This window comes from Enterobacter sp. 198, assembly GCF_009025585.1.
In the GTDB taxonomy this organism is placed as follows: Bacteria; Pseudomonadota; Gammaproteobacteria; order Enterobacterales; family Enterobacteriaceae; genus Enterobacter; species Enterobacter ludwigii.
On the sequence record NZ_WCIM01000019.1, the window covers coordinates 370,477 to 390,547 of the forward strand.

The window sequence follows — 20,071 nt, forward strand, 5'->3', positions numbered from 1 at the left end:
AAAAAGCATGGCCTCTTTAAGAATAAAGTTTGCTGCCGTCATCCTCGGCAGCCTTATTGCAGGAGGGCTGATTTCAGTTATCGCCTGGCAGTCGGTGCATCCCGCAGAAAAAACAGAACAGACCACGACGGAGAGAAAAGTTCTTTTCTGGTATGACCCGATGAAGCCGGATACCCGGTTTGATAAACCCGGCAAGTCTCCGTTTATGGATATGGATCTGGTGCCGAAATATGCCGATGAAAATGACGAAAAAAGCAGTGAGGGTATTCGTATTGACCCGACGCAGGTTCAGAACCTGGGACTCAAAACGCAGAAAGTGACGCGGGGAGCGCTGAATTACGCCCAGACCATACCGGCCAACGTCAGTTATAACGAATATCAGTTTGTCATTGTGCAGGCGCGTTCTGAGGGTTTCGTTGAGAGAGTGTACCCACTGACCGTGGGCGATCATGTTAAAAAAGGGACGCCGCTTATCGATATCACCATTCCGGAATGGGTAGAAGCGCAAAGCGAGTTCCTGTTGTTATCGGGTACCGGCGGAACCCCAACCCAGATAAAAGGTGTTCTGGAGCGACTACGTCTTGCCGGCATGCCGGAAGAGGATGTTCAACGACTGCGTGCGACCCGGAGTATCCAGACCCGTTTTACTATCAAGGCCCCTATAGATGGCGTGATTACGGCGTTTAACCTGCGCGCGGGCATGAACATTACCAAAGATAATGTGGTGGCACAGATACAGGGGATGGATCCGGTCTGGATCAGTGCGGCCGTGCCGGAATCCATTGCGTATCTTCTCAAAGACAGCTCGCAGTTTGAAATTTCAGTGCCCGCGTACCCGGATAAATCGTTTGCCGTTGAAAAATGGAACATTCTCCCCAGCGTGGATCAAACTACCCGCACGCTGCAGGTCCGTCTGCAGGTCTCCAACCAAGACGAAAGCCTGAAACCCGGCATGAACGCCTACCTGAAACTGAACGCCAGGAGCCAGGAGATGCTGCTGATCCCATCCCAGGCCGTGATTGATACGGGCAAAGAACAGCGGGTGATTGTGGTCGATGCGGAAGGGCGTTTTGTGCCAAAAAACATTCATGTTCTGCATGAATCTCAGCAACAGTCCGCGATTGGCAGCGGACTGAACGAAGGCGATTCTGTCGTGGTCAGCGGTCTGTTCCTGATTGACTCCGAAGCCAATATTAGCGGTGCGCTGGAGCGCATGCGTCATCCTGAAAAAACTCACGACGCGCATTCGGGCCATTAAGGAGACGATGATGATTGAATGGATTATCCGGCGCTCCGTCGCCAACCGTTTCCTGGTGATGATGGGCGCTTTGTTTCTCAGCGTCTGGGGAACATGGACTATCATCAATACCCCTGTGGATGCATTGCCCGATCTGTCTGATGTGCAGGTGATCATTAAAACCAGCTATCCCGGTCAGGCTCCGCAGATTGTTGAAAATCAGGTCACGTATCCGCTCACGACAACCATGCTGTCGGTACCCGGCGCAAAGACCGTGCGTGGTTTTTCCCAGTTTGGTGACTCCTATGTTTACGTCATTTTTGAAGACGGTACTGACCTCTACTGGGCTCGCTCGCGCGTTCTGGAATACCTGAACCAGGTTCAGGGCAAATTGCCTGCCGGTGTAAGCTCAGAAATAGGACCAGATGCCACCGGTGTCGGCTGGATATTTGAATATGCCCTGGTGGATCACAGCGGAAAACACGATCTTGCAGAACTGCGTTCCCTTCAGGACTGGTTCCTGAAATTCGAACTGAAAACCATCCCTAACGTCGCGGAGGTTGCGTCAGTAGGCGGCGTGGTTAAGCAGTATCAGATTCAGGTTAATCCGTTGAAGCTGGCGCAGTACGGTGTCACGCTGCCCGACGTTAAACAGGCTCTCGAATCATCTAACCAGGAAGCAGGGGGATCATCCATTGAAATGGCGGAAGCGGAGTACATGGTCCGCGCCAGCGGTTACCTTCAGTCCATTGATGATTTCAATAATATCGTCCTGAAAACGGGCGAGAACGGCGTGCCGGTTTATCTGCGCGATGTGGCCCGCGTGCAAACGGGCCCGGAAATGCGGCGCGGCATTGCAGAGCTTAACGGCCAGGGCGAAGTTGCTGGTGGCGTCGTGATCCTGCGCTCGGGGAAAAACGCACGTGAAGTTATTACCGCAGTGAAAGACAAACTGGAGACGCTGAAAGCCAGCCTGCCAGAGGGTGTCGAGGTGGTGACCACCTACGATCGCAGCCAGTTAATTGACCGCGCCATTGATAACCTGAGTAACAAACTCCTTGAAGAGTTTATCGTGGTGGCCATCGTCTGTGCGCTGTTCCTCTGGCATATCCGCTCTGCGCTGGTGGCGATCGTTTCTCTGCCGCTTGGCCTGTGCATTGCCTTTATCGTCATGCATTTCCAGGGGCTAAACGCCAATATTATGTCTCTGGGCGGGATTGCCATTGCCGTGGGGGCGATGGTGGATGCCGCCATTGTGATGATTGAAAATGCGCATAAACGGCTGGAAGAGTGGGATCATCAACACCCTGAGGAGCAGATAGACAACGCAACCCGCTGGAAGGTCATTACCGATGCGTCCGTTGAAGTGGGCCCGGCGCTGTTTATCAGCCTGCTGATCATCACCTTGTCGTTCATCCCCATTTTCACGCTTGAGGGACAGGAAGGGCGCCTGTTTGGGCCGCTGGCCTTCACGAAGACGTATGCCATGGCGGGCGCGGCCGCGCTGGCGATCATCGTCATTCCTATACTGATGGGGTTCTGGATCAGAGGGAAAATCCCCGCGGAGACCAGCAACCCGCTGAACCGACTGCTGATTAATGCCTATCACCCGTTATTGCTTCGCGTGCTCCACTGGCCGAAAACGACCTTGCTGGTTGCGGCGTTAACTATTTTTACGGTCATATGGCCGCTGAGTCAGGTCGGGGGGGAATTTCTGCCAAAGATCAATGAGGGCGATCTGCTGTACATGCCTTCAACGTTACCTGGCGTATCGCCGGCAGAGGCTGCCGCGCTCTTGCAGACGACAGACAAATTAATCAAAACCGTCCCTGAAGTGGCCTCCGTATTTGGTAAGACCGGTAAGGCCGAAACGGCGACCGACTCCGCGCCACTGGAAATGGTCGAAACCACCCTTCAGCTTAAACCTGAAGATCAGTGGCGACCAGGAATGACGATTGACAAGATCGTTGATGAACTGGATAAGACCGTGCGTTTGCCCGGCCTGGCTAACCTCTGGGTACCGCCGATCCGTAACCGTATAGATATGCTCTCCACCGGCATTAAAAGCCCAATCGGTATCAAGGTGTCTGGCACCGTTTTGTCTGATATTGATGTCACGGCACAACGTATCGAAGCGGTGGCCAAAACCGTGCCGGGCGTGGTTTCAGCACTGGCAGAACGTCTGGAAGGCGGACGCTACATCGACGTGGATATCAACCGCGAGAAAGCCTCCCGATACGGAATGACGGTGGGTGATGTGCAGCTGTTTGTCTCATCAGCCATCGGTGGCGCAACAACCGGCGAGACGGTTGAGGGCGTAGCCCGTTACCCGATCAATATCCGCTACCCTCAGGATTACCGAAACAGCCCACAGGCACTGAAACAGATGCCCATTCTGACGCCCATGAAACAGCAAATTACCCTGGGCGATGTCGCTGATATTCGTGTCGTTTCCGGACCTACCATGCTGAAAACGGAAAATGCCCGTCCTGCCAGCTGGATTTATATTGATGCCCGTGGCAGGGATATGGTGTCGGTTGTGAACGACATTAAAACCGCTATCAGCCAGCACGTAAAATTAAGACCGGGCACCAGTGTCTCTTTCTCCGGACAGTTTGAATTGCTGGAGCACGCCAATAAAAAACTGAAACTGATGGTGCCGATGACGGTAATGATCATATTCATTTTGTTATATCTGGCATTCCGTCGTGTTGATGAGGCACTGCTTATTCTGATGAGTCTGCCATTCGCCCTGGTCGGCGGAATTTGGTTCCTGTACTGGCAGGGCTTCCATATGTCCGTGGCGACCGGAACCGGCTTTATTGCCCTGGCCGGGGTGGCAGCAGAGTTTGGCGTGGTGATGCTGATGTACTTGCGTCATGCCATTGAAGCCCATCCGGCGCTTGCCCAGCGGGAAACCTTTACCGCGGAAGGGCTCGATGAAGCCCTTTATCAGGGGGCGGTACTCCGCGTGAGACCGAAAGCAATGACCGTAGCGGTTATCATTGCCGGTCTGTTGCCCATCCTCTGGGGAACCGGTGCGGGCTCAGAAGTCATGAGCCGGATAGCCGCGCCGATGATTGGAGGAATGATTACGGCTCCGCTGTTATCCCTGTTCATTATTCCGGCCGCCTACAAATTAATCTGGCTGCGAAGACATAAATAAACGCGCGACGATATTAAAAGGACACGCTGGAGTGTCCTTTTTTATGCGTATGGGGCAGGGGGTTATTCCCCGTATGGCCCAGTGACAGAAATGTCATCAGCCCGTCACGGGATAAACAGAGGTCGGTTTTTATAATCAATGATAATTCAGACGCCGATGCATTTATCTCTGACTTTTCATTCAGCGATATTGCAGAGCATGTAAACTTAGGAGATTCGACCATGAAAAAGATCCTGTTATCCATTGTCACCATTATGGCTGTCACCTCATCTGGCTGGGCAGCAGAAACGATCAACATGCACGACCAGGTTAATAACGCTCAGGCAACTGCGCATCAAACCATGGCTGAGATGCACAAGAAAATGCTCAAAGCTGGCCCCTGTAATACTACTCCCGAATCGGCAAAGTCTTTCTCTGCAATGAATGAGCATGAGAAGGCCGCCGTTGTGCATGAAACGGCGAACAATGGGCAGTCTTCTGTTATTCACCAGCAACAGGCAGAGAAACATCGCCGTATGAATCAGGCGAATTAACTGGCGCGTGGTGGATGTCACGGGTATACGCTCCTCGAGTGAGGGGCGTTTTCAGCATCTTTTAGAAGGTCGCAGTAAGAATGCAGCCACCGCTGAGCAGTATCATGCCGATACGGAGAAGCGCTGCAGTTGGTTTGCAGACATGACCAGGCGAGGTTACAGCGCGCGAGAATGTTCTTCTCTCTGGCTATCGTTTTTCGCCATATCCATTAATAGTGCGATACCAATATAGTTACTCCAGTTAAACGCATTTTGAAGCACGACTACCGCATTGCCTTTTTGTTTATCGAAACCGATAAAGCTTGAGTAGCCGCCAATATAGCCTACCTGATAAGTAATTTTTTCCAGACCGATAAAGTCGGTGGTCCAGGCAATACCCTGTACACCATCGGGGCGTTGAATATCGGTATTACTGACTTCAGCAAAGACGCTATCCAATAAGCGATTGTCGGTTGTCGCCACGTGATAGCGGGCATACGCGGCCAGATCTTCGGCGTTACTGTATAAACTCGCTGCCGCTACCATGTTGTTGGAAAAATGCCAGTCGGGCGTCAGCTGCCCGCGCGGGATGAATTTGGGCTGATCGCCAGCATGGCCAAGCGCACGCTGCGGGTATCCCTTTAACGTCTGGGGAGTAAAACTACTGTTAGCCATTTGCAGCGGTTGAAAAATATAGCGCGAGGCTAAACTCTGAATATCTTCGCCGGTTTTGTGTTTCAGGATATAGCCAATCAGGGCATAGCCGGTATTAGAGTATTGCGGCATTTTATGCTGCGGCGCATGCCAGTTGGCTAAATAGCGCAATACGTTGTCGCTATCCAGTTCGCCATAAAAGTTATCGCCACTGCTTAAATAGCTGATGAATTTTCCCAGCATCGGAACATCCATATTCTGACGGGGCAGGCCAGAGGTGTGGGTCACCAGTTCCAGTAGAGTAATTTTTTGTGCATCTGCGCTTAAGGGCGTACCCGGTGGCAGCAATGTCGCCAGGTTATCGTCCCAACTCAGCCTTCCTTCGTTCACCAGACAAGCCACCACTTCCGCCGTAATCCCTTTGCTGAGCGAACCGAGGGCAAACAAGGTATTGGACCCGATCGGGTAGCGATTGGCCGCATCAGTTACGCCCCAACTGTAAAACTGCGGAGAACCGTAATTATGGATCACCGCAACCGTCATCCCGGGAACGGATTTTTGCGCCATATAGTGACGGACCACGCTATCAACGTCGCCGTCCAGCGATTTATGGGTGAGGAGTTCCTGTGTTCCTGCCGGGGAGGACATTTGCGAGAGGGTGCCACAACCGCTCAGTGACGGGATAACAAGCAGAAGCCAGCGAAATTGTTGAGTTATGTTCTGCATACCTGTCATGTGTGGTGGTCATTAGAGCGCCCGGAATGTATCACACCTGGCCTGCGTAAACGCCATTTTTCTACGCTTTAGCCGCCAGGGGCGATTTCTGCGGTTATCCCGCCTTTATTACGCAGAAATAGTGGTTTGACAGGAATAGACGTTTTACGGGTACTCATGTGCGCCGTTTGCTTTAGATAATCCCTAAAGTGCAGCGTCTGTCTGTGGAGTTGATAATCTTCCTCACTGGCGTAAATCTCATAGAAATACCAGCGGTGGGGATCATCTACGTCTGTCGCGGCATACATGGCAAGCACGCCTTTTTCTATGTTGAGCGACTGAGCCATTTCAGGAAGGACAATGTTTTTGAATTCGGTCTGATATTCCGGCTTCACCTCAACTACCACCAGATTATTGATGGTCCGCTCATCGGGTATGATGTGTTTGTCCCCTGTAAATTGCGGCACGAGTGTGATTTTCAGCTTCCGATCAATCATATCAGGTGCTTGAGTAACAAACGCTTTGTATGGAGCGGCATCCAGATGTTTGCGGTAGGCCAACTCGCTTGCATAAAGCTCAACCATATATGCCTGACGCGCATTGTCACTGCGTTTCAGCGCGTACATCGCCAGCGTGCCCACTTCATGATCAACCGAAGCGGTGATTGTTTGCCTGGCAACTTCATCAAAATGCCTGTCCCGATCGGGTGTGATGCTTATCTCAACGATATTCATCACGGGCGTATCCTGTATGCCCTGACTTTCTGCAAAGGCAGGGCTGCTTATTAGCAGGAAAGTTAAAAACATGAGACTCTTTTTCATGATGATCCTTTTTCTAAACCAGAGACAGGCTACCGCGTCCAGACCTGCTTAACATCTTTGGTATGCGGCGTATTTTGCGCCATAACCCCCGTCAGAAAGTGGGGCTGATAGCATTCTTCCAGATAGCGGATCGCCTCCGGACTCAGCTGCAGACTCACGGCGTTTACTGCACCTTCGACATGACGTTTTTGCGTGGCACCGACAATAGGTGAGGTGACCCTGGTCAGTAGCCAGGCGAGAGATATTTCCGTCATGGATACCTGATACTCTTCGGCAAGCTCGGCAACGCGTTCGATAATGATCCGATCTTGTTCTGCCGTCCGGTCATACTTCCCGCGGGCGTAGTCATCCTCGACGGCTCGCCGCGTGTGGCCTTCTTTGCGGGAGAGGCGGCCGCTTGCCAGCGCGCTATAGGGCGTCAACGCGATCCCATCCTCAGCGCATAAACCGAAGAGCTCACGTTCATCTTCACGCATAATCAGGTTGTAGTGACTCTGCATGGAAACAAAGGGCGTCAGCCCTTCGCGTTCTGCAAGCGCGTTCGCCTTAGCCAGCTGCCAGGCGTAGCAGTTTGAGATCCCTATAGCGCGCACTTTGCCGGCAGTAACGGCGGCATGCAGCGCTTCAAGCACCTCGAGAACGGGCGTGTTGTAATCCCAGATGTGGTAAATGTAGAGGTCTATGTAGTCCATACCCAGATTTTGCAGACTCAGATCCAGCGAGCGGGCTATTGCCTGTTTTCCGCTGATCCCCTCGGCATTTTGCGCGTGCGTCCGCGGCAGAAACTTTGTAGCCAGCACCACATCATCGCGCTTCGCCATGTCACGCAACGCCCGGCCAACAAACCGTTCACTCGAACCGTTCTGGTAGGCGATGGCGGTATCGTAAAAATTGATGCCCTGTTCAAGGCCGTAGCGAATGATCTGCCGGCTTTCCGTTTCGTCCAGCGTCCAGCGATGCTGGCCTGTCAACGGATCGCCAAACCCCATGCATCCCATGCAGATGCGAGAGACAAGTAAGTCACTTTTACCGAGCCGGGTATACTGCATCGTTATTCTCCTTCCGAATTATTCACCAATAGCGTTAAGCAGGTCGACAAGCCTTGACGCGTGCCCCCGGGCAAGCGTTTTTTGCTGGGCGATTTTCTCGGCATCCCTGTCGGCGTAGCTGATACCGCAGGTATAAATCGGTGCCAGCATCTCAAGATTGCACAGCCTTGCCGTCGTCTCGAAGGCAATGAGATACTCCTCAATGGTGTGGCCAAAGAAACCGTCAGCGGTGTAAAGCACTTGCGGTGCCCCCGTTGTGAAGGAGAGAACCAGCTTTTTACCACCCAGTTTCGCCGTGGAACCATGCGCGAAACCGTGAACAAAAACTTCATCCAGCCACTGTTTCATGAGTCCCGGGAGTCCGTACCAGGAAAAAGGGAACTGCCAGACAATCACATCGGCCCTGAGCAGGCTTTCCTGCTCCGCTCCGATATTGAATTTGCCGTCCGGATAGAGCCAGTCCAGACGACGAATTTCAGCGTCGGGCAGGGCTGTCGCCACCTCGTCAAGGATGGTGGCGTTGGCGACAGAATGGTTAAGTTCTGGATGTCCGGAAACGATAAGGATATTTTTCATTTCAATTAGTTATGCAGAATTGATGAATGTTTAACTCAGGCGTGTTTTCAGATGCAGCGTCTTAAAAAGACGGGACGTCAGCCACGCCGTGCTTTTAGTTTTTAAATTCTTCTGAGAAGAGATTTTCCCAGTTAATAAAGGAGCCAAGAGGAATGCACTCGAAGCTTAATAAGCCTGCTTTCGCCAGAGGGAATTCGGCCATTACGTTCATCGCTTCCTCGACAGCGTCACATTCAAGGAAAATAGCGACGCCGGGTCTGTCCTGACGAAAGTAGATGTCGCGGATGACGCCGGATTTATACAGTCCCCAGGCGTGCAATGCTTCAGCAGTAAGGTGCGGTGCATATTTTTCCGGCGATGCACCCGCGGCGGGAATATCCAGACATAAAATTCGCATCAGTCGCTCCAGTAATCAGTTTTCAGTGAGAAGAGCAGAAAGTATAAGAGCCTCAATGTATGAAGATAAGGCGAGCATTGACTTAAGCATCTTTAGTCTGTACTTAATAATCAGGCGGTAATTGCTTAAGGAAAATGCTATGAATAACGCTCTTTATAATCAGATCCGCATCTTTCAGAGCATTGCGCGTGAAGGAAATATCTCGGCAGCCGCGAGGAAACTTGAAATCACGCCGCCCTCCGTCAGCAATGCGCTTAAGTTGCTGGAAGAGCATATTGGTCATCCGCTTTTTGTGCGCACGACCCGGCGTATTGAGCTGACCGAAACCGGGCAACAGTTGCTGGAACAAACGGCCGCCGCGGTGGATTCGCTGGAAAAATCGCTGGAAAGCATTCGCGATCGGAATCAGGAACCCTCTGGCGTGGTAAGAATTACGCTCTCGCGTTTCGCCTATCTGTTAATTCTCAAGCCTGCAATGGCTGCGTTCTGTCAGCAATACCCAAGGATTCAACTGGAAATTTCGGTCTTCGACGGTACCGTGAATATTATCGAGGAGCGTTTTGATCTGGGGATTCGTTTTGGCGATATTCTGGAGGGTGGGGTGGTAGCACGGCCGTTAATGAAACCGTTTCGTGAAGGGTTATACGCATCCTCTGCCTATCTCGCTGAACAGGGTATACCTGAGGTGCCGGCAGATCTTAGTCATCACCGATTGATTGGTTACCGTTTTATCACTAACAACCGCATCCTTCCGTTGATCCTGAACGATCGCGGAGAACAGTTAACCGTTGAGATGCCCGGGCAGTTAATCAGCAACGATATTGATGTTATGGCAGACGGAATTCGTAACGGACTGGGAATTGGGCGCTTGTTCGAACCCATCTGGCGGTTACAGCCAGATCGGGAACAATTTGTACCTGTGATGGAGAGCTTCTGGAAAACCTATCCGCCAGTGTATCTCTATTACCCGAAAAACGCGGGGAAAACGAAAAGGGTGAAAGCCCTGATTGATTTTCTGATCTCCGCGACCGAGCGATAAGGTTGCGCAGGCACAGGGCGAAGTCACGCCAATAGTGGCGGGAATGTGTTTAACGCAGCATGTTATTACATGTCTGGCGGATTTGCTGGCGCCAGGCGCGATTATGAAGGGTAAATAGCAGCATCGTATAGAAGGAAGACGATCGTATACAGAAACCGCTGAGCAGCAACATGACAACACTCACCAGTGCGGCTGTTAAATTGACGCCTGGCCAGATGGTGCCGCTCAGCGCCGCAATCAGATAAACGACCGTCAGCAGAAGGCTTATGAATGCCAGAGAAAGATGTACCCGCACGGCGCGAATACTGCCTTTACCCATCATAAACATCGTCAGACCGTTGATGCCGGCGAACAGAAGGGCAATCAGCACTACCCACACAAATACCTTTTCTGCCGGCTGATTGAGTGCGGCGAATACGCCGTAGCCCAACCATAGCTGCGGAATAGCAAAACTGACAATCACCCCGAGGGTGCTGATTCCCGCAGGGATGCCTATCGTATGTAGCCCCACGGGCTTACCCATCTGCTGGGCCAACTGCGTTTTCAGTTCTTGCAGCTGCGAATCGTTGGCATTGTTTATACGTACAGCTATGTCGTTACAGTGTTGTAGACGACGGGATAGCTCTTTAAGCATTTGAATACTCTAGGCTTAACGCTTAATTAATGATTTCGATGATAGCAGTGTTAAAACGTTGAGCCAATATCCTGTGGTCAGCCAGGATGGCCTGGAATTAGAAAAGGGTAGGATTGCATAATGAGTGTTGCCCATGAATGGATCATAATAGTCAATTTAACATAATATACATTATGCGCACCAACATAGATTAAGGCAGAATCTGGCTTTTTGTGGTCATCCTTGTTCTGGTGTTTAACAGTCTCTAATGCACCTTATCTGCTCCGAATCCTCTAAACCTGCATAGCCATCTTCATTCACGCTGTTTATTCTCTGACTTCTCTGCCGGCGCTGCATACCAGTTATCTTCCGTCACGACGACCGCGCCTTCTGGTTGCATCACAAAGTTTGGCGACATGATTTGTACATTAAACTCGTTAAAGACATCCTGAATATTGCTGTGCAGTTCATTGCGGGCCTCCGCCAGTGATTGCCCGGCACACAGCTTCACCTGAAGTTCATAAGCAATATACCAGTCCATCAAACTCAATTGTCTTACCAGCGGCTGTTGTGACTGATCGATACATTTCGCCCGTCTGGCGGCAATCTCCAGCATGGCATGAACTTGCCGCCATGGCGTGTCGTATCCGATAGTGACACCTGTCGTCAGGTTCACGCCACCATCTGGATTTTGCGCGCTGAGATTAGTGATTTTGCCGCTAACTACGACAGCATTCGGTACGGTTACAACGTAATTCTCCCGCGTAATGATTTTCGTCGCGAGCATACCTATCTCGGTGACCAACCCTTCGTTATCCGCGACCCGAATGATGTCGCCTTTTCTCAATGCTCGCGAGTAAATCAGTACCAGGCCACTCATGGCATGATTCATCACCCCGGCAGATCCCAGGGTCAACATCAGCCCAAAGAATACACTGATACCTTTAAAGGCCAGTGAATTGGCCCCCGGTAAAAACGGGTATGCTGCAGACAGAGCAAATAACCACACCACCACAGAAATTAACTTCCGCGTCGCGCCGACGGTTTCAGGATGGATCCCTGGAAGGTGTAAACGCCCTGCTTCTACCTGATTTAACAAGACTTTAAGGAGTTTTAGAATGAAGGCTGTGATAAGAAAAATAATCAGGACGATCAAAATGCCCGGCATAGCCGAGACAATCGACAGTGCAATATCCCGCAGAACACGCATGGTCCAGTCACCCAGCGATGCCCCCCAAACGCGCGTCCAGGGAAACAGACTGAATGCCCAACTTAGCCAGATATAAAGCCCGAGAATACCCAAAATAATCATCAGCAAAGCATACAAACGAGTCTCAATCGCGCCGACAAACCTGCGCCAGCTTTGTGGAATGATACTGCGGTTCTCAAGAATGCGGCCTCGGTAAAAACGCCTTACTCCACGCCATGACCGCCAGGCACCGTACCAGAAAACAAACAGTGCCAGCAGCCCTGCGGCCGTTTTGCCTGCCGATAATGCCAGCCACCCGGCGTCATATTGATCGCGAAGTGCCGTACGTTGTGCCTCCATTCGGGTCAGCACACGTTGAGCAGCTTCATCAAGCGTCAGGTCGTCACCCTCATCGAGATCGTCTTGTGCCAGTAACATCACCGGCTTGCCGTTCATCACAATCAGTCTTCCCGGTTGGTTGTAACGGGTAACCGGAATAATTTTCAGGGGCTCCCGAACATCCTGTTGAGAGAAATTGCGCAGCGTATTACGAATGCGCAAAACTCGCTCTTCAGGCGTGGTCAGACCGAATTTTGCCTGCAGCATAACTATCGGCTGATGGAAAATATAAACCGTTCTGGCGCGCTCCCGATCTGTCGGCTCCTGGCGCGGCTCTGCGGCTACGCTGAGAAAGGAGATTACCGAGAGCAAGCATGACACTGTAACGAGCAGAATCCTCTTCATTTCCACCCCCTGAAACGCAAGATTATTGTTATTTTTCAATACGCCCAGAGAATGGCTGATCTCTGCTTTTTGAGCATAGACCAGCTCGACTCTTCTGCAACTGTCTTAAAAAAACCATAATGCACAATATTGCTTGAAATTGCACGAAATTGGCGACTAATATGAAGCCAGAAACAAAAGACGCACAAACGTGCAAACTCATGCATTTTTACTTACTGAGGTTGATATGACACAACAGTTGATTTTAATCGCCGGCCCCTATCGTAGCGGCACCGATGGCGTGCAGGCGCGCATTGATGAAAACCTTGCTCGTCTTGAAAATGCGGCGTTAGCCGTCTATCAACGTGGCCACGTTCCGGTTATTGGCGAATGGCTGGCCTTACCGTTGGCAAAAGCGGCTGGCTCGAAATCGATGGGTGATGAAATCAGTGAAGCAATGCTGTATCCCGTCGCGCACCGACTCATTGCGAAATGTGATGCTATCTACCGGATTGCCGGCGCGTCCAAAGGGGCCGATATGGACATTGAGGTGGCGCAAACGCTGGGGCTTAAGATTTACACTGCGCTTGAGGATATCCCTCAGGTTTGATGTTGCCTGCCAGCCTGTCGGCTTACCGACAGGCCGGATCATAAAGGCTTTTCGCGTGGGTTATGCCTTTTCCGGTTCAGAGGTCATCACCACGGAAACCCCCTTTTCTTTTACCGCGTTAATCCAGGCGCTATCGGTATCGTCTTCAACGACAATCGTGTTCACCAGCGACAGATCGCCAATCACAAAAGATGACGCGGTATTGATTTTTTCGGGGGAAGCCAGCACAACCGTTTCGGCGGCTCTGCCGGAAAATGCACGTTTGATACTCGCCTCTTCAAAATCACCGGTCGTCAGGCCCGCATCAGGATGGATGCCGGTCACTCCCATAAAGAACAGGTCCGCATGGATTTTTTCGATGCCTTCGATAGCAGCCGCGCCGACCGCAACAATAGAGTGTTTATACAGACGGCCACCGATCAGGATAACCTCAATGGAGGGATGTTCGACAAGTCCCAGCGCAATGCCAGGGCTGTGCGTGACCACGGTTATCTTTAAATCAGGAGGTAAAAACGTAATCAGCTCTGAGGTGGTCGTGCCGCCGTCAATGATCACCACCTGGCCGTCAGAAATCAGCTGCGCACCTTTACGGGCGACATTTTTCTTGGCATCCATCTTTACCGATTTACGCTCAGCAAACGGGGCAATGGCCGAGGATGACGGCAGCGCCCCGCCGTGAACACGCTGTAAACGCCCTTCTGCCGCCAGCTCGCGTAAATCACGCCGAATCGTGTCTTCAGACACCGCGAAGAGCGTGCTGAGCGCTTTCGACTGGACCTGACCTTCAGCCTCGAGCTTTTCAAGGATCAATTGTTTTCGCTGCGTTGTGAGCATAAGGAATTCCTGATATTGCACGTTCAATCTTGAAACTGCACGACAATGCTGTTTATGATAATTACTCTACGTAAGGAGGAACAAACGTGCAATCAAAACGTGCAGATGTACGCATCATAGAAAGTGAAACACTGTCTGATAACTGGTACATCCTGAAAAAATATACCTTTGATCTGCAGCGACGCGATGGCGAATGGCAGCGGCAAAATCGCGAAGTTTACGACCGGGGAAACGGAGCCACCATCCTGCTTTATAACCGGGATAAAAAGACGGTGATCCTGACCCGCCAGTTCCGCTTCCCTGTCTTTATTAACGGGCACAAAGATGACCTTATTGAAGCTGCTGCGGGCTTGCTCGATAACATGGATCCGGAAAGCAGGATTAAAGCAGAAGCGGAAGAAGAGACCGGCTATAGCGTTTCCCGCGTTGAGAAAATTTTTGAAGCTTACATGAGCCCGGGCTCCGTCACTGAAAAACTCTATTTTTATCTCGCCGAATACCAGCCGAAAGACAGAACCAGTGAAGGCGGTGGACTCAAAGCGGAGGGTGAGGATATCGACGTACTGGAAATGACGCTGGAAGAGGCACTGCGCGGCATTGAAACGGGCAGGATTGTCGACGGGAAAACCATCATGCTGCTTTATCATGTTGCCCTGAAAGGCATTCTGTAATTGCCGCAGGACAGACACCTGCCGCAGTGCAGGTGTCTGCGTGTGCTATTCTTGCTGAAGCATGCACAACGGAGATGCAAAGATGGCTGACTGGAACCCTTCCCTGTACCTGCGATACGGAGCCGAACGTACGCGCCCCGCCGCTGAATTGCTCGCCAGAATTCCCCTGGATGACGTGTCATCCATCGTCGATCTGGGCTGCGGGCCTGGAAACAGTACGGCGCTGTTAAAACATCGCTGGCCTTCAGCGCACGTCACAGGGGTCGATAACTCACCTGCGATGCTCGACGAAGCCCGCAGCGCCTTACCGGATTGCCACTTTGTTGAGGCCGATATCCGCCAGTTTAAGCCCGGCCAGCCGCTGAGCCTGATTTACGCCAATGCCTCATTGCAGTGGGTGCCCGACCACTACGATCTTCTGCCGCACCTGGTCTCTCTGCTCACGTTAAATGGCGTACTGGCCATTCAGATGCCAGACAACTGGCTTGAGCCCACTCATGTGGCGATGCGTGAAGTTGCCTGGGAGCAAGGTTATCCTGACCGGGGTCGTGAAGCCTTGCCCGGCGTACATGCCTATTACGACATTCTGACAGACGCCGGTTGTGATGTGGATATCTGGCGGACAACCTATTTCCATAAAATGAGCTCACACCAGGCCATCATTGACTGGGTAAGCGCGACCGGTTTACGTCCGTGGCTGCAGGAGCTTAATGAGAGCGAGCAGAAACGTTTTCTCAAGCGCTACCATGAAATGCTGGAAGAGCAGTATCCGCTCCAGGAAAACGGGCAGATACTGCTGGCTTTTCCACGGTTGTTTATCATTGCTCAACGTCAGCCCTGAGCAACGTTATGAGCGGGCCTCTTTAAGCAGCTGCTGGATAACTTTTTCCTGTTCTTCATAGTTACCTTCACCAAAAGAGGTATAACGTAACTGCCCTTTGGCATCGAAATAGTAATGTGCCGGCCAGTACTGGTTCCCGAAGGCGTTCCAGATCTGGTAGTTATTATCCGTCACGACCCGATACGGCAGTTGCCATTTGTTCACCGCGTTTTTCACCGACGAGAGCGGTTTTTCCCACGGATATTCAGGCGTATGCACGCCGATGACCACCAGACCCTGGGACTGATATCGCGTGGCCCAGCCGCGGACATGCGGGAGCGTATGCTGGCAGTTGATACAGTCCCAGGTCCAGAAATCAATCAGGACGACTTTACCCCGCAATGATTCAGACGTGACAGGGTCACCATTAATCCACCCGGTACCTCCACTTAACGAAGGCAACTGACTGCTGGGTTCGGTCATTACGACCGGCTGCAGTTTTACTGGCGCAGTGGCGGGCTTCGCCAGGGTCAACAGCGTCGTTTCAAGACGGTCTGCCACCCCATTTGCACCCTTCAGCACCGAGTTCATCCCCGTGGCGTTGAACGCCACAGCCGCTAACATCACCACGCCCGCCCCCTTGCGCAACCTTTCCATCAGCGCTGATTTGGCCCGCAGCGGTGCCATCAGTTTCCGACCGCCGGCCATAAGCAGGCCCAACATAAGCGCACATCCGCTGCCATACGCCGCCAGCAGCGCGCCGGTAGTGATGGCCGAATGACCCGCAATATTGATACTGAAAATAGCCCCAAGGATCGGTCCGGCACAGGGAGACCAGAGCAGACCGACGGCCAGTCCGGCCAGGAAAGCGGAAAACATTCCGCGCGTTTGTCCGCTGCGGGTATTGAGGATATTGCCCGCGCTGACCGCAGGCCCGGCTATACGCTGGGCGAAGGACGGGAAAATTAAGGCCAGCGCGGCTGTAGCCAGAATAATGAGTGCCAGCCAGCGCCCTATTATCGTGGCATCCGTGATCCATTCACTGGCAACCGTGACAACCATCGCCACCACGGTAAACATCACGATCATCCCTGCCAGCAGAGCCAGGATATGTCTTCGCTGCCCCTGAAAACCGGCAAACAGAAGAGGTATCACCGGGAGCGTACATGGACTGAGCAGGCTTATCATCCCGCCCAGAAACGCGATTATCAAAAACATAAAAACCTCACATTACAGATGGCCTGCGACGCTGCAGTGAGGGTATTTCATCGTACGGATGTGTTTGGGATGTGTGCAAAACGGGACGATTTGTCTGCTCTCGTATCGGTCACGCAACCGGATACAAAACCGTACAATCAGCGACGCGGCAGCGTTACCGTGACCTTCAGCCCGCCTTCAGGAAGGTTTGCCAGCCGCAGTTTCCCGTCAAGCTGCGCGGTCAGCTGCGCGGCAATCGCCAGCCCCAGGCCGGTACCGCCGGTATCACGGTTACGCGATGTTTCTACCCGATAAAAAGGCTGTAATACCGCGTCGAGTTCAGCCTCGGGTATCCCCGGCCCGCCGTCCAGAATATGGATAGCAATGTGTCCGGCAGAAGAATCATCAATCTCAATAACGGCATAGCCACCAAACTTAAGCGCGTTATCCAGGAGGTTGGTCATCACCCGGCGAAGTGCCTGCGGCCGAGTCACTATCGGCAGGCGGGCGTCGTTTGCCTGAAACTGCACGTTTTTACCAATGTCCTGATAATCACAGGCAATGCTGTTTACCCAGGCATTGAGCTCCAGCTTTAGCGAGGTCTCTTCCAGAGATTCTGATGACCGGGCATAGGCAATCCCCTCCCGCACCAGACGGGTCATGTTATCGAGGTCGTTCAATAATTTGTCGCGTAACTCGGGTTGATCGGTCATCTCGACGCGCAATTTCATGCGCGTGATGGGCGTCTGCAGGTCGTGAGAAATGGATGCCAGGATCTGCGCGCGTTCGCGAAGATAGGATTGAATGCGCGCCTGCATCGCGTTAAAGGCATGCGCGGCTCTTTGCACTTCTACCGGCCCCTTCTCCGTCATTGGTGTGTTTGCCGCCGGATCCAGCGCGTCAACCGCACGGGTAAACTGTGAGAAAGGCCGAATCACCTGACGCACGGCAATCCAGGCACAGGCCGCAAGCAGCAGCAGCTGCAATACCAGCACAACAGGTAACCAGCTGGCGACCGGCGGCATGCGTGGTGTCAGATCGATGGTCAACGGTGCCCCATCACGTAAGGTGAGATGCGCCTGAATATGGGAAATGGGACCGGGAACGGCGGTAAACGTGAGCGGGTAGTCAGCCGTAAGGGTCTCTTTTAGCGTTCGAATGGCATCGCGTGAACGTTTATCCTCAGGGGGTGCGCCCGGTTCTCCAGGCCCAAGAATATAGCGATAGTTACCGCGCTCCAGCCGCGGCAGCCAGGCCGCCCGCTCATGAGCGGGAAGCCGGTCAAGAATGGCCACGCTAGTGGCTACATCGTTTTCCAGATTACCCAGCATTACGCTGCGGGCGCTGTGCATACGTTCAACCATCACCAGCGTCAGGCTGAGGGTATTGGCCAGCAAGAGTCCAGCCAGCACGATGACCAACAGCCGGGACAGCAACGAGCGTGGCCAAAGCGTCATTCATTGGCCTCTTTTATGGTCACCGGCATTGTAAAGACATAGCCTTCACTGCGCACGGTCTTGATATAAGCCGGCGTGCGGGCGTCTTCATTCAGACGCTGACGCACCCGGCTCACCAGCAGATCAATCGATCGTTCAAAGAGCTCGGCATCGCGCCCCTGGGTCAGATTTAGCAGTTGATCCCGGGTCAGGACGCGCTGAGGGTGATCGAGGAACACGCGCAGAAGACGATATTCCGCCCCGCTGAGCGCCACCACCATCCCTTCACTGTCGATTAAATGACGGGCCACGGTGTCCAGTTGCCATTCTCCGAACGTGACCAGTCGTCCGGCTTCCGTCACCTGTAAATTGGGAGGCATTGTGCGGAAACGACGTAAAATGGCTTTGATCCGCGCGAGTAACTCGCGTGCAACAAAAGGTTTCACGACATAATCGTCTGCCCCCATCTCCAGCCCCAGGATCCGGTCTGTTTCCTCGTTACGCGCCGTGAGCATCAGAATGGGCAAGTCTTTATGTTTACCGCTTCGGAGCTGACGACACAGCGTTAATCCATCATCGCCGGACATCATGACATCCAGCACCACAAGATCGATATGCTGTTTATCAAGCACAACTCGCATCTCTTTGCCATTCGCCGCGCCAGAGGCGCGATATCCGGACTTAATGAGGTAATCGACAATCAGCTCACGAATATCCCTGTCGTCATCGACGACAAGGATATGATCAATATGCTCCACAGAAATCTCCAGACTGAAGGGTAACGTATTGAAAATAGGACATTTCAGAGTTTATCTGCGTCCACAACTGCGTTGACGAAATCCTGCGGATCTTCCTGTGGTGGGTTGTGACCTACGGTTTTGCCAAAGGTACGGTGTTCATACTTACCGGTGAATTTCCCGGCGTAGGCCTGTGGAGCAGGATGCGGCGCCCCGTTGTTTCCACCTTCGATGGTGATCGTCGGGACGGTAATATTCGGAAGCGTTGCCAGTTTTTGCTCATAACTGTCGTATTTGCGCTCCCCTTTTTCCAGCCCTAAACGCCAGCGATAGTTACTGAGCGTCACCGCGACATGGTCCGGGTTATCAAGGGATTTGGCACTGGCGTTAAACGTTGCATCGCTAAATTTCCAGTCAGGTGATGCCTGTGACCAGATCAAACGGGCGAAGTCATGGGTGTTTTTGGCGTAGCCTTCAGCGCCACGTTCGGTGGCGAAATAGAACTGATACCACCACTGAACTTCTGCTTTCGGCGGTAAGGGTTGTTTGCCAATCTGCTGGCTGCTGATCAGGTATCCACTGACGGAGACCAGCGATTTAACGCGTTCTGGCCACAGCGCCGCGACGATGTCCGCCGTACGGGCACCCCAGTCGTATCCGGCAAAAACGGCCTGCTTGATGTTCAGGGCATCCATCAGGTTCACAACGTCTTTCGCCATGGCCGAAGGCTGGCCGTTACGCGGCGTTTTGTCTGAGAGGAAACGGGTAGTTCCGTAGCCACGCAGAGAAGGCACAATCACCCGATATCCTTTGGCAGCCAGCGCGGGAGCGACTTGCGCATAACTATGAATATCGTAGGGCCAGCCGTGTAATAAAATGATCGGTTGACCATTTTTCGGGCCGATGTCGACATAACCGACGTTAAGGTCGCCGGCGTTAATCTGCTGAGGATGATCAAACGCCGTCGCGAAATCAGTACCGGTTGCTTCGGCCTGACAGGACATGACGGTACCAAGAGAAACGGTTAACGCCAGAGTTGAGTATGCGAGTTTGCTGAACATGTTGTTATCTCCGAT

Annotated in this window: 19 protein-coding genes; 7 read left to right on the forward strand and 12 right to left on the reverse strand. The window is 52.5% G+C overall.

The window, feature by feature from the left end:
- Positions 1–7 precede the first annotated feature (7 nt).
- The 3 genes from F8561_RS11805 (at position 8) to F8561_RS11815 (ending at position 4,936) form a co-directional block, all read left to right on the forward strand.
- Positions 8–1,258: an efflux RND transporter periplasmic adaptor subunit gene (locus F8561_RS11805; RefSeq protein ID WP_151887489.1), complete on the forward strand. Its 1,251-nt coding sequence runs from the start codon at positions 8–10 to the stop codon at positions 1,256–1,258.
- A 10-nt stretch (positions 1,259–1,268) separates the two neighbouring features.
- Positions 1,269–4,403, forward strand: coding sequence for a Cu(+)/Ag(+) efflux RND transporter permease subunit SilA (silA, locus tag F8561_RS11810; RefSeq protein ID WP_032678165.1), 3,135 nt, complete (start codon positions 1,269–1,271; stop codon positions 4,401–4,403).
- A gap of 221 nt (positions 4,404–4,624) precedes the next feature.
- The gene (locus F8561_RS11815) at positions 4,625–4,936 is read left to right on the forward strand and encodes a hypothetical protein (RefSeq protein WP_049022559.1); all 312 of its coding nucleotides are present in this window, start codon (positions 4,625–4,627) and stop codon (positions 4,934–4,936) included.
- A 156-nt stretch (positions 4,937–5,092) separates the two neighbouring features.
- On the opposite strand, the gene F8561_RS11820 is transcribed toward F8561_RS11815, so the two are convergent.
- The 5 genes from F8561_RS11820 to F8561_RS11840 all read right to left on the reverse strand — a co-directional run bounded on the left by F8561_RS11820 (position 5,093) and on the right by F8561_RS11840 (position 9,126).
- Positions 5,093–6,295 (reverse strand): serine hydrolase domain-containing protein, encoded by a 1,203-nt coding sequence (locus F8561_RS11820; protein WP_080471937.1) that lies wholly within the window; start codon positions 6,293–6,295, stop codon positions 5,093–5,095.
- A gap of 77 nt (positions 6,296–6,372) precedes the next feature.
- Positions 6,373–7,104, reverse strand: a complete 732-nt coding sequence (locus F8561_RS11825; protein ID WP_151887490.1) for a putative quinol monooxygenase — start codon at positions 7,102–7,104, stop codon at positions 6,373–6,375.
- 29 nt (positions 7,105–7,133) lie between these two features.
- Positions 7,134–8,153 (reverse strand): aldo/keto reductase, encoded by a 1,020-nt coding sequence (locus F8561_RS11830; RefSeq protein WP_151887491.1) that lies wholly within the window; start codon positions 8,151–8,153, stop codon positions 7,134–7,136.
- An 18-nt stretch (positions 8,154–8,171) separates the two neighbouring features.
- On the reverse strand, positions 8,172–8,729 hold the full coding sequence (locus F8561_RS11835) for an NAD(P)H-dependent oxidoreductase (RefSeq protein ID WP_047955615.1): 558 nt from the start codon (positions 8,727–8,729) through the stop codon (positions 8,172–8,174).
- A 94-nt stretch (positions 8,730–8,823) separates the two neighbouring features.
- Positions 8,824–9,126, reverse strand: coding sequence for a hypothetical protein (locus F8561_RS11840; RefSeq protein ID WP_032680999.1), 303 nt, complete (start codon positions 9,124–9,126; stop codon positions 8,824–8,826).
- A gap of 139 nt (positions 9,127–9,265) precedes the next feature.
- On the opposite strand from F8561_RS11840, the gene F8561_RS11845 reads away from it, so the two are divergent.
- The gene (locus F8561_RS11845) at positions 9,266–10,165 is read left to right on the forward strand and encodes a LysR family transcriptional regulator (RefSeq protein WP_151887492.1); all 900 of its coding nucleotides are present in this window, start codon (positions 9,266–9,268) and stop codon (positions 10,163–10,165) included.
- 49 nt (positions 10,166–10,214) lie between these two features.
- On the opposite strand, the gene F8561_RS11850 is transcribed toward F8561_RS11845, so the two are convergent.
- Together F8561_RS11850 and F8561_RS11855 are read right to left on the reverse strand one after the other, a co-directional pair.
- Positions 10,215–10,799, reverse strand: coding sequence for a hypothetical protein (locus tag F8561_RS11850; protein ID WP_151887493.1), 585 nt, complete (start codon positions 10,797–10,799; stop codon positions 10,215–10,217).
- A 292-nt stretch (positions 10,800–11,091) separates the two neighbouring features.
- Entirely contained in the window at positions 11,092–12,711 is a 1,620-nt protein-coding gene (locus F8561_RS11855) for a mechanosensitive ion channel family protein (protein WP_151887520.1), read from the reverse strand.
- Between the two features lie 226 nt (positions 12,712–12,937).
- Between F8561_RS11855 and F8561_RS11860 the strand changes: the two genes are divergently transcribed.
- A complete protein-coding gene (locus F8561_RS11860; RefSeq protein ID WP_020884136.1) occupies positions 12,938–13,300 on the forward strand; it encodes a DUF4406 domain-containing protein in 363 nt (120 codons plus the stop codon).
- 60 nt (positions 13,301–13,360) lie between these two features.
- Here the strand turns inward: F8561_RS11860 and F8561_RS11865 are convergent, their stop codons facing one another.
- Positions 13,361–14,134, reverse strand: a complete 774-nt coding sequence (locus F8561_RS11865; RefSeq protein ID WP_020884137.1) for a DeoR/GlpR family DNA-binding transcription regulator — start codon at positions 14,132–14,134, stop codon at positions 13,361–13,363.
- An 86-nt stretch (positions 14,135–14,220) separates the two neighbouring features.
- On the opposite strand from F8561_RS11865, the gene F8561_RS11870 reads away from it, so the two are divergent.
- Together F8561_RS11870 and tam are read left to right on the forward strand one after the other, a co-directional pair.
- On the forward strand, positions 14,221–14,805 hold the full coding sequence (locus F8561_RS11870; RefSeq protein ID WP_149376535.1) for an NUDIX domain-containing protein: 585 nt from the start codon (positions 14,221–14,223) through the stop codon (positions 14,803–14,805).
- Positions 14,806–14,887: 82 nt separating this feature from the next.
- Positions 14,888–15,646 carry a trans-aconitate 2-methyltransferase gene (gene tam, locus F8561_RS11875; RefSeq protein WP_020884139.1) on the forward strand — a complete coding sequence of 253 codons (759 nt, stop codon included), beginning with the start codon at positions 14,888–14,890 and terminating at the stop codon, positions 15,644–15,646.
- 6 nt (positions 15,647–15,652) lie between these two features.
- On the opposite strand, the gene F8561_RS11880 is transcribed toward tam, so the two are convergent.
- The 4 genes from F8561_RS11880 to F8561_RS11895 form a co-directional block, all read right to left on the reverse strand.
- Positions 15,653–16,843 carry a cytochrome c biogenesis protein/redoxin gene (locus F8561_RS11880; protein ID WP_014170066.1) on the reverse strand — a complete coding sequence of 397 codons (1,191 nt, stop codon included), beginning with the start codon at positions 16,841–16,843 and terminating at the stop codon, positions 15,653–15,655.
- Between the two features lie 137 nt (positions 16,844–16,980).
- On the reverse strand, positions 16,981–18,279 hold the full coding sequence (locus F8561_RS11885; RefSeq protein WP_148575645.1) for an ATP-binding protein: 1,299 nt from the start codon (positions 18,277–18,279) through the stop codon (positions 16,981–16,983).
- Entirely contained in the window at positions 18,276–19,016 is a 741-nt protein-coding gene (locus F8561_RS11890) for a response regulator (protein WP_151887494.1), read from the reverse strand. The genes F8561_RS11885 and F8561_RS11890 overlap by 4 nt, the downstream gene beginning before the upstream one ends.
- 44 nt (positions 19,017–19,060) lie before the next feature.
- On the reverse strand, positions 19,061–20,056 hold the full coding sequence (locus F8561_RS11895) for an alpha/beta fold hydrolase (RefSeq protein WP_032678150.1): 996 nt from the start codon (positions 20,054–20,056) through the stop codon (positions 19,061–19,063).
- Between the last annotated feature and the right edge of the window lie 15 nt (positions 20,057–20,071).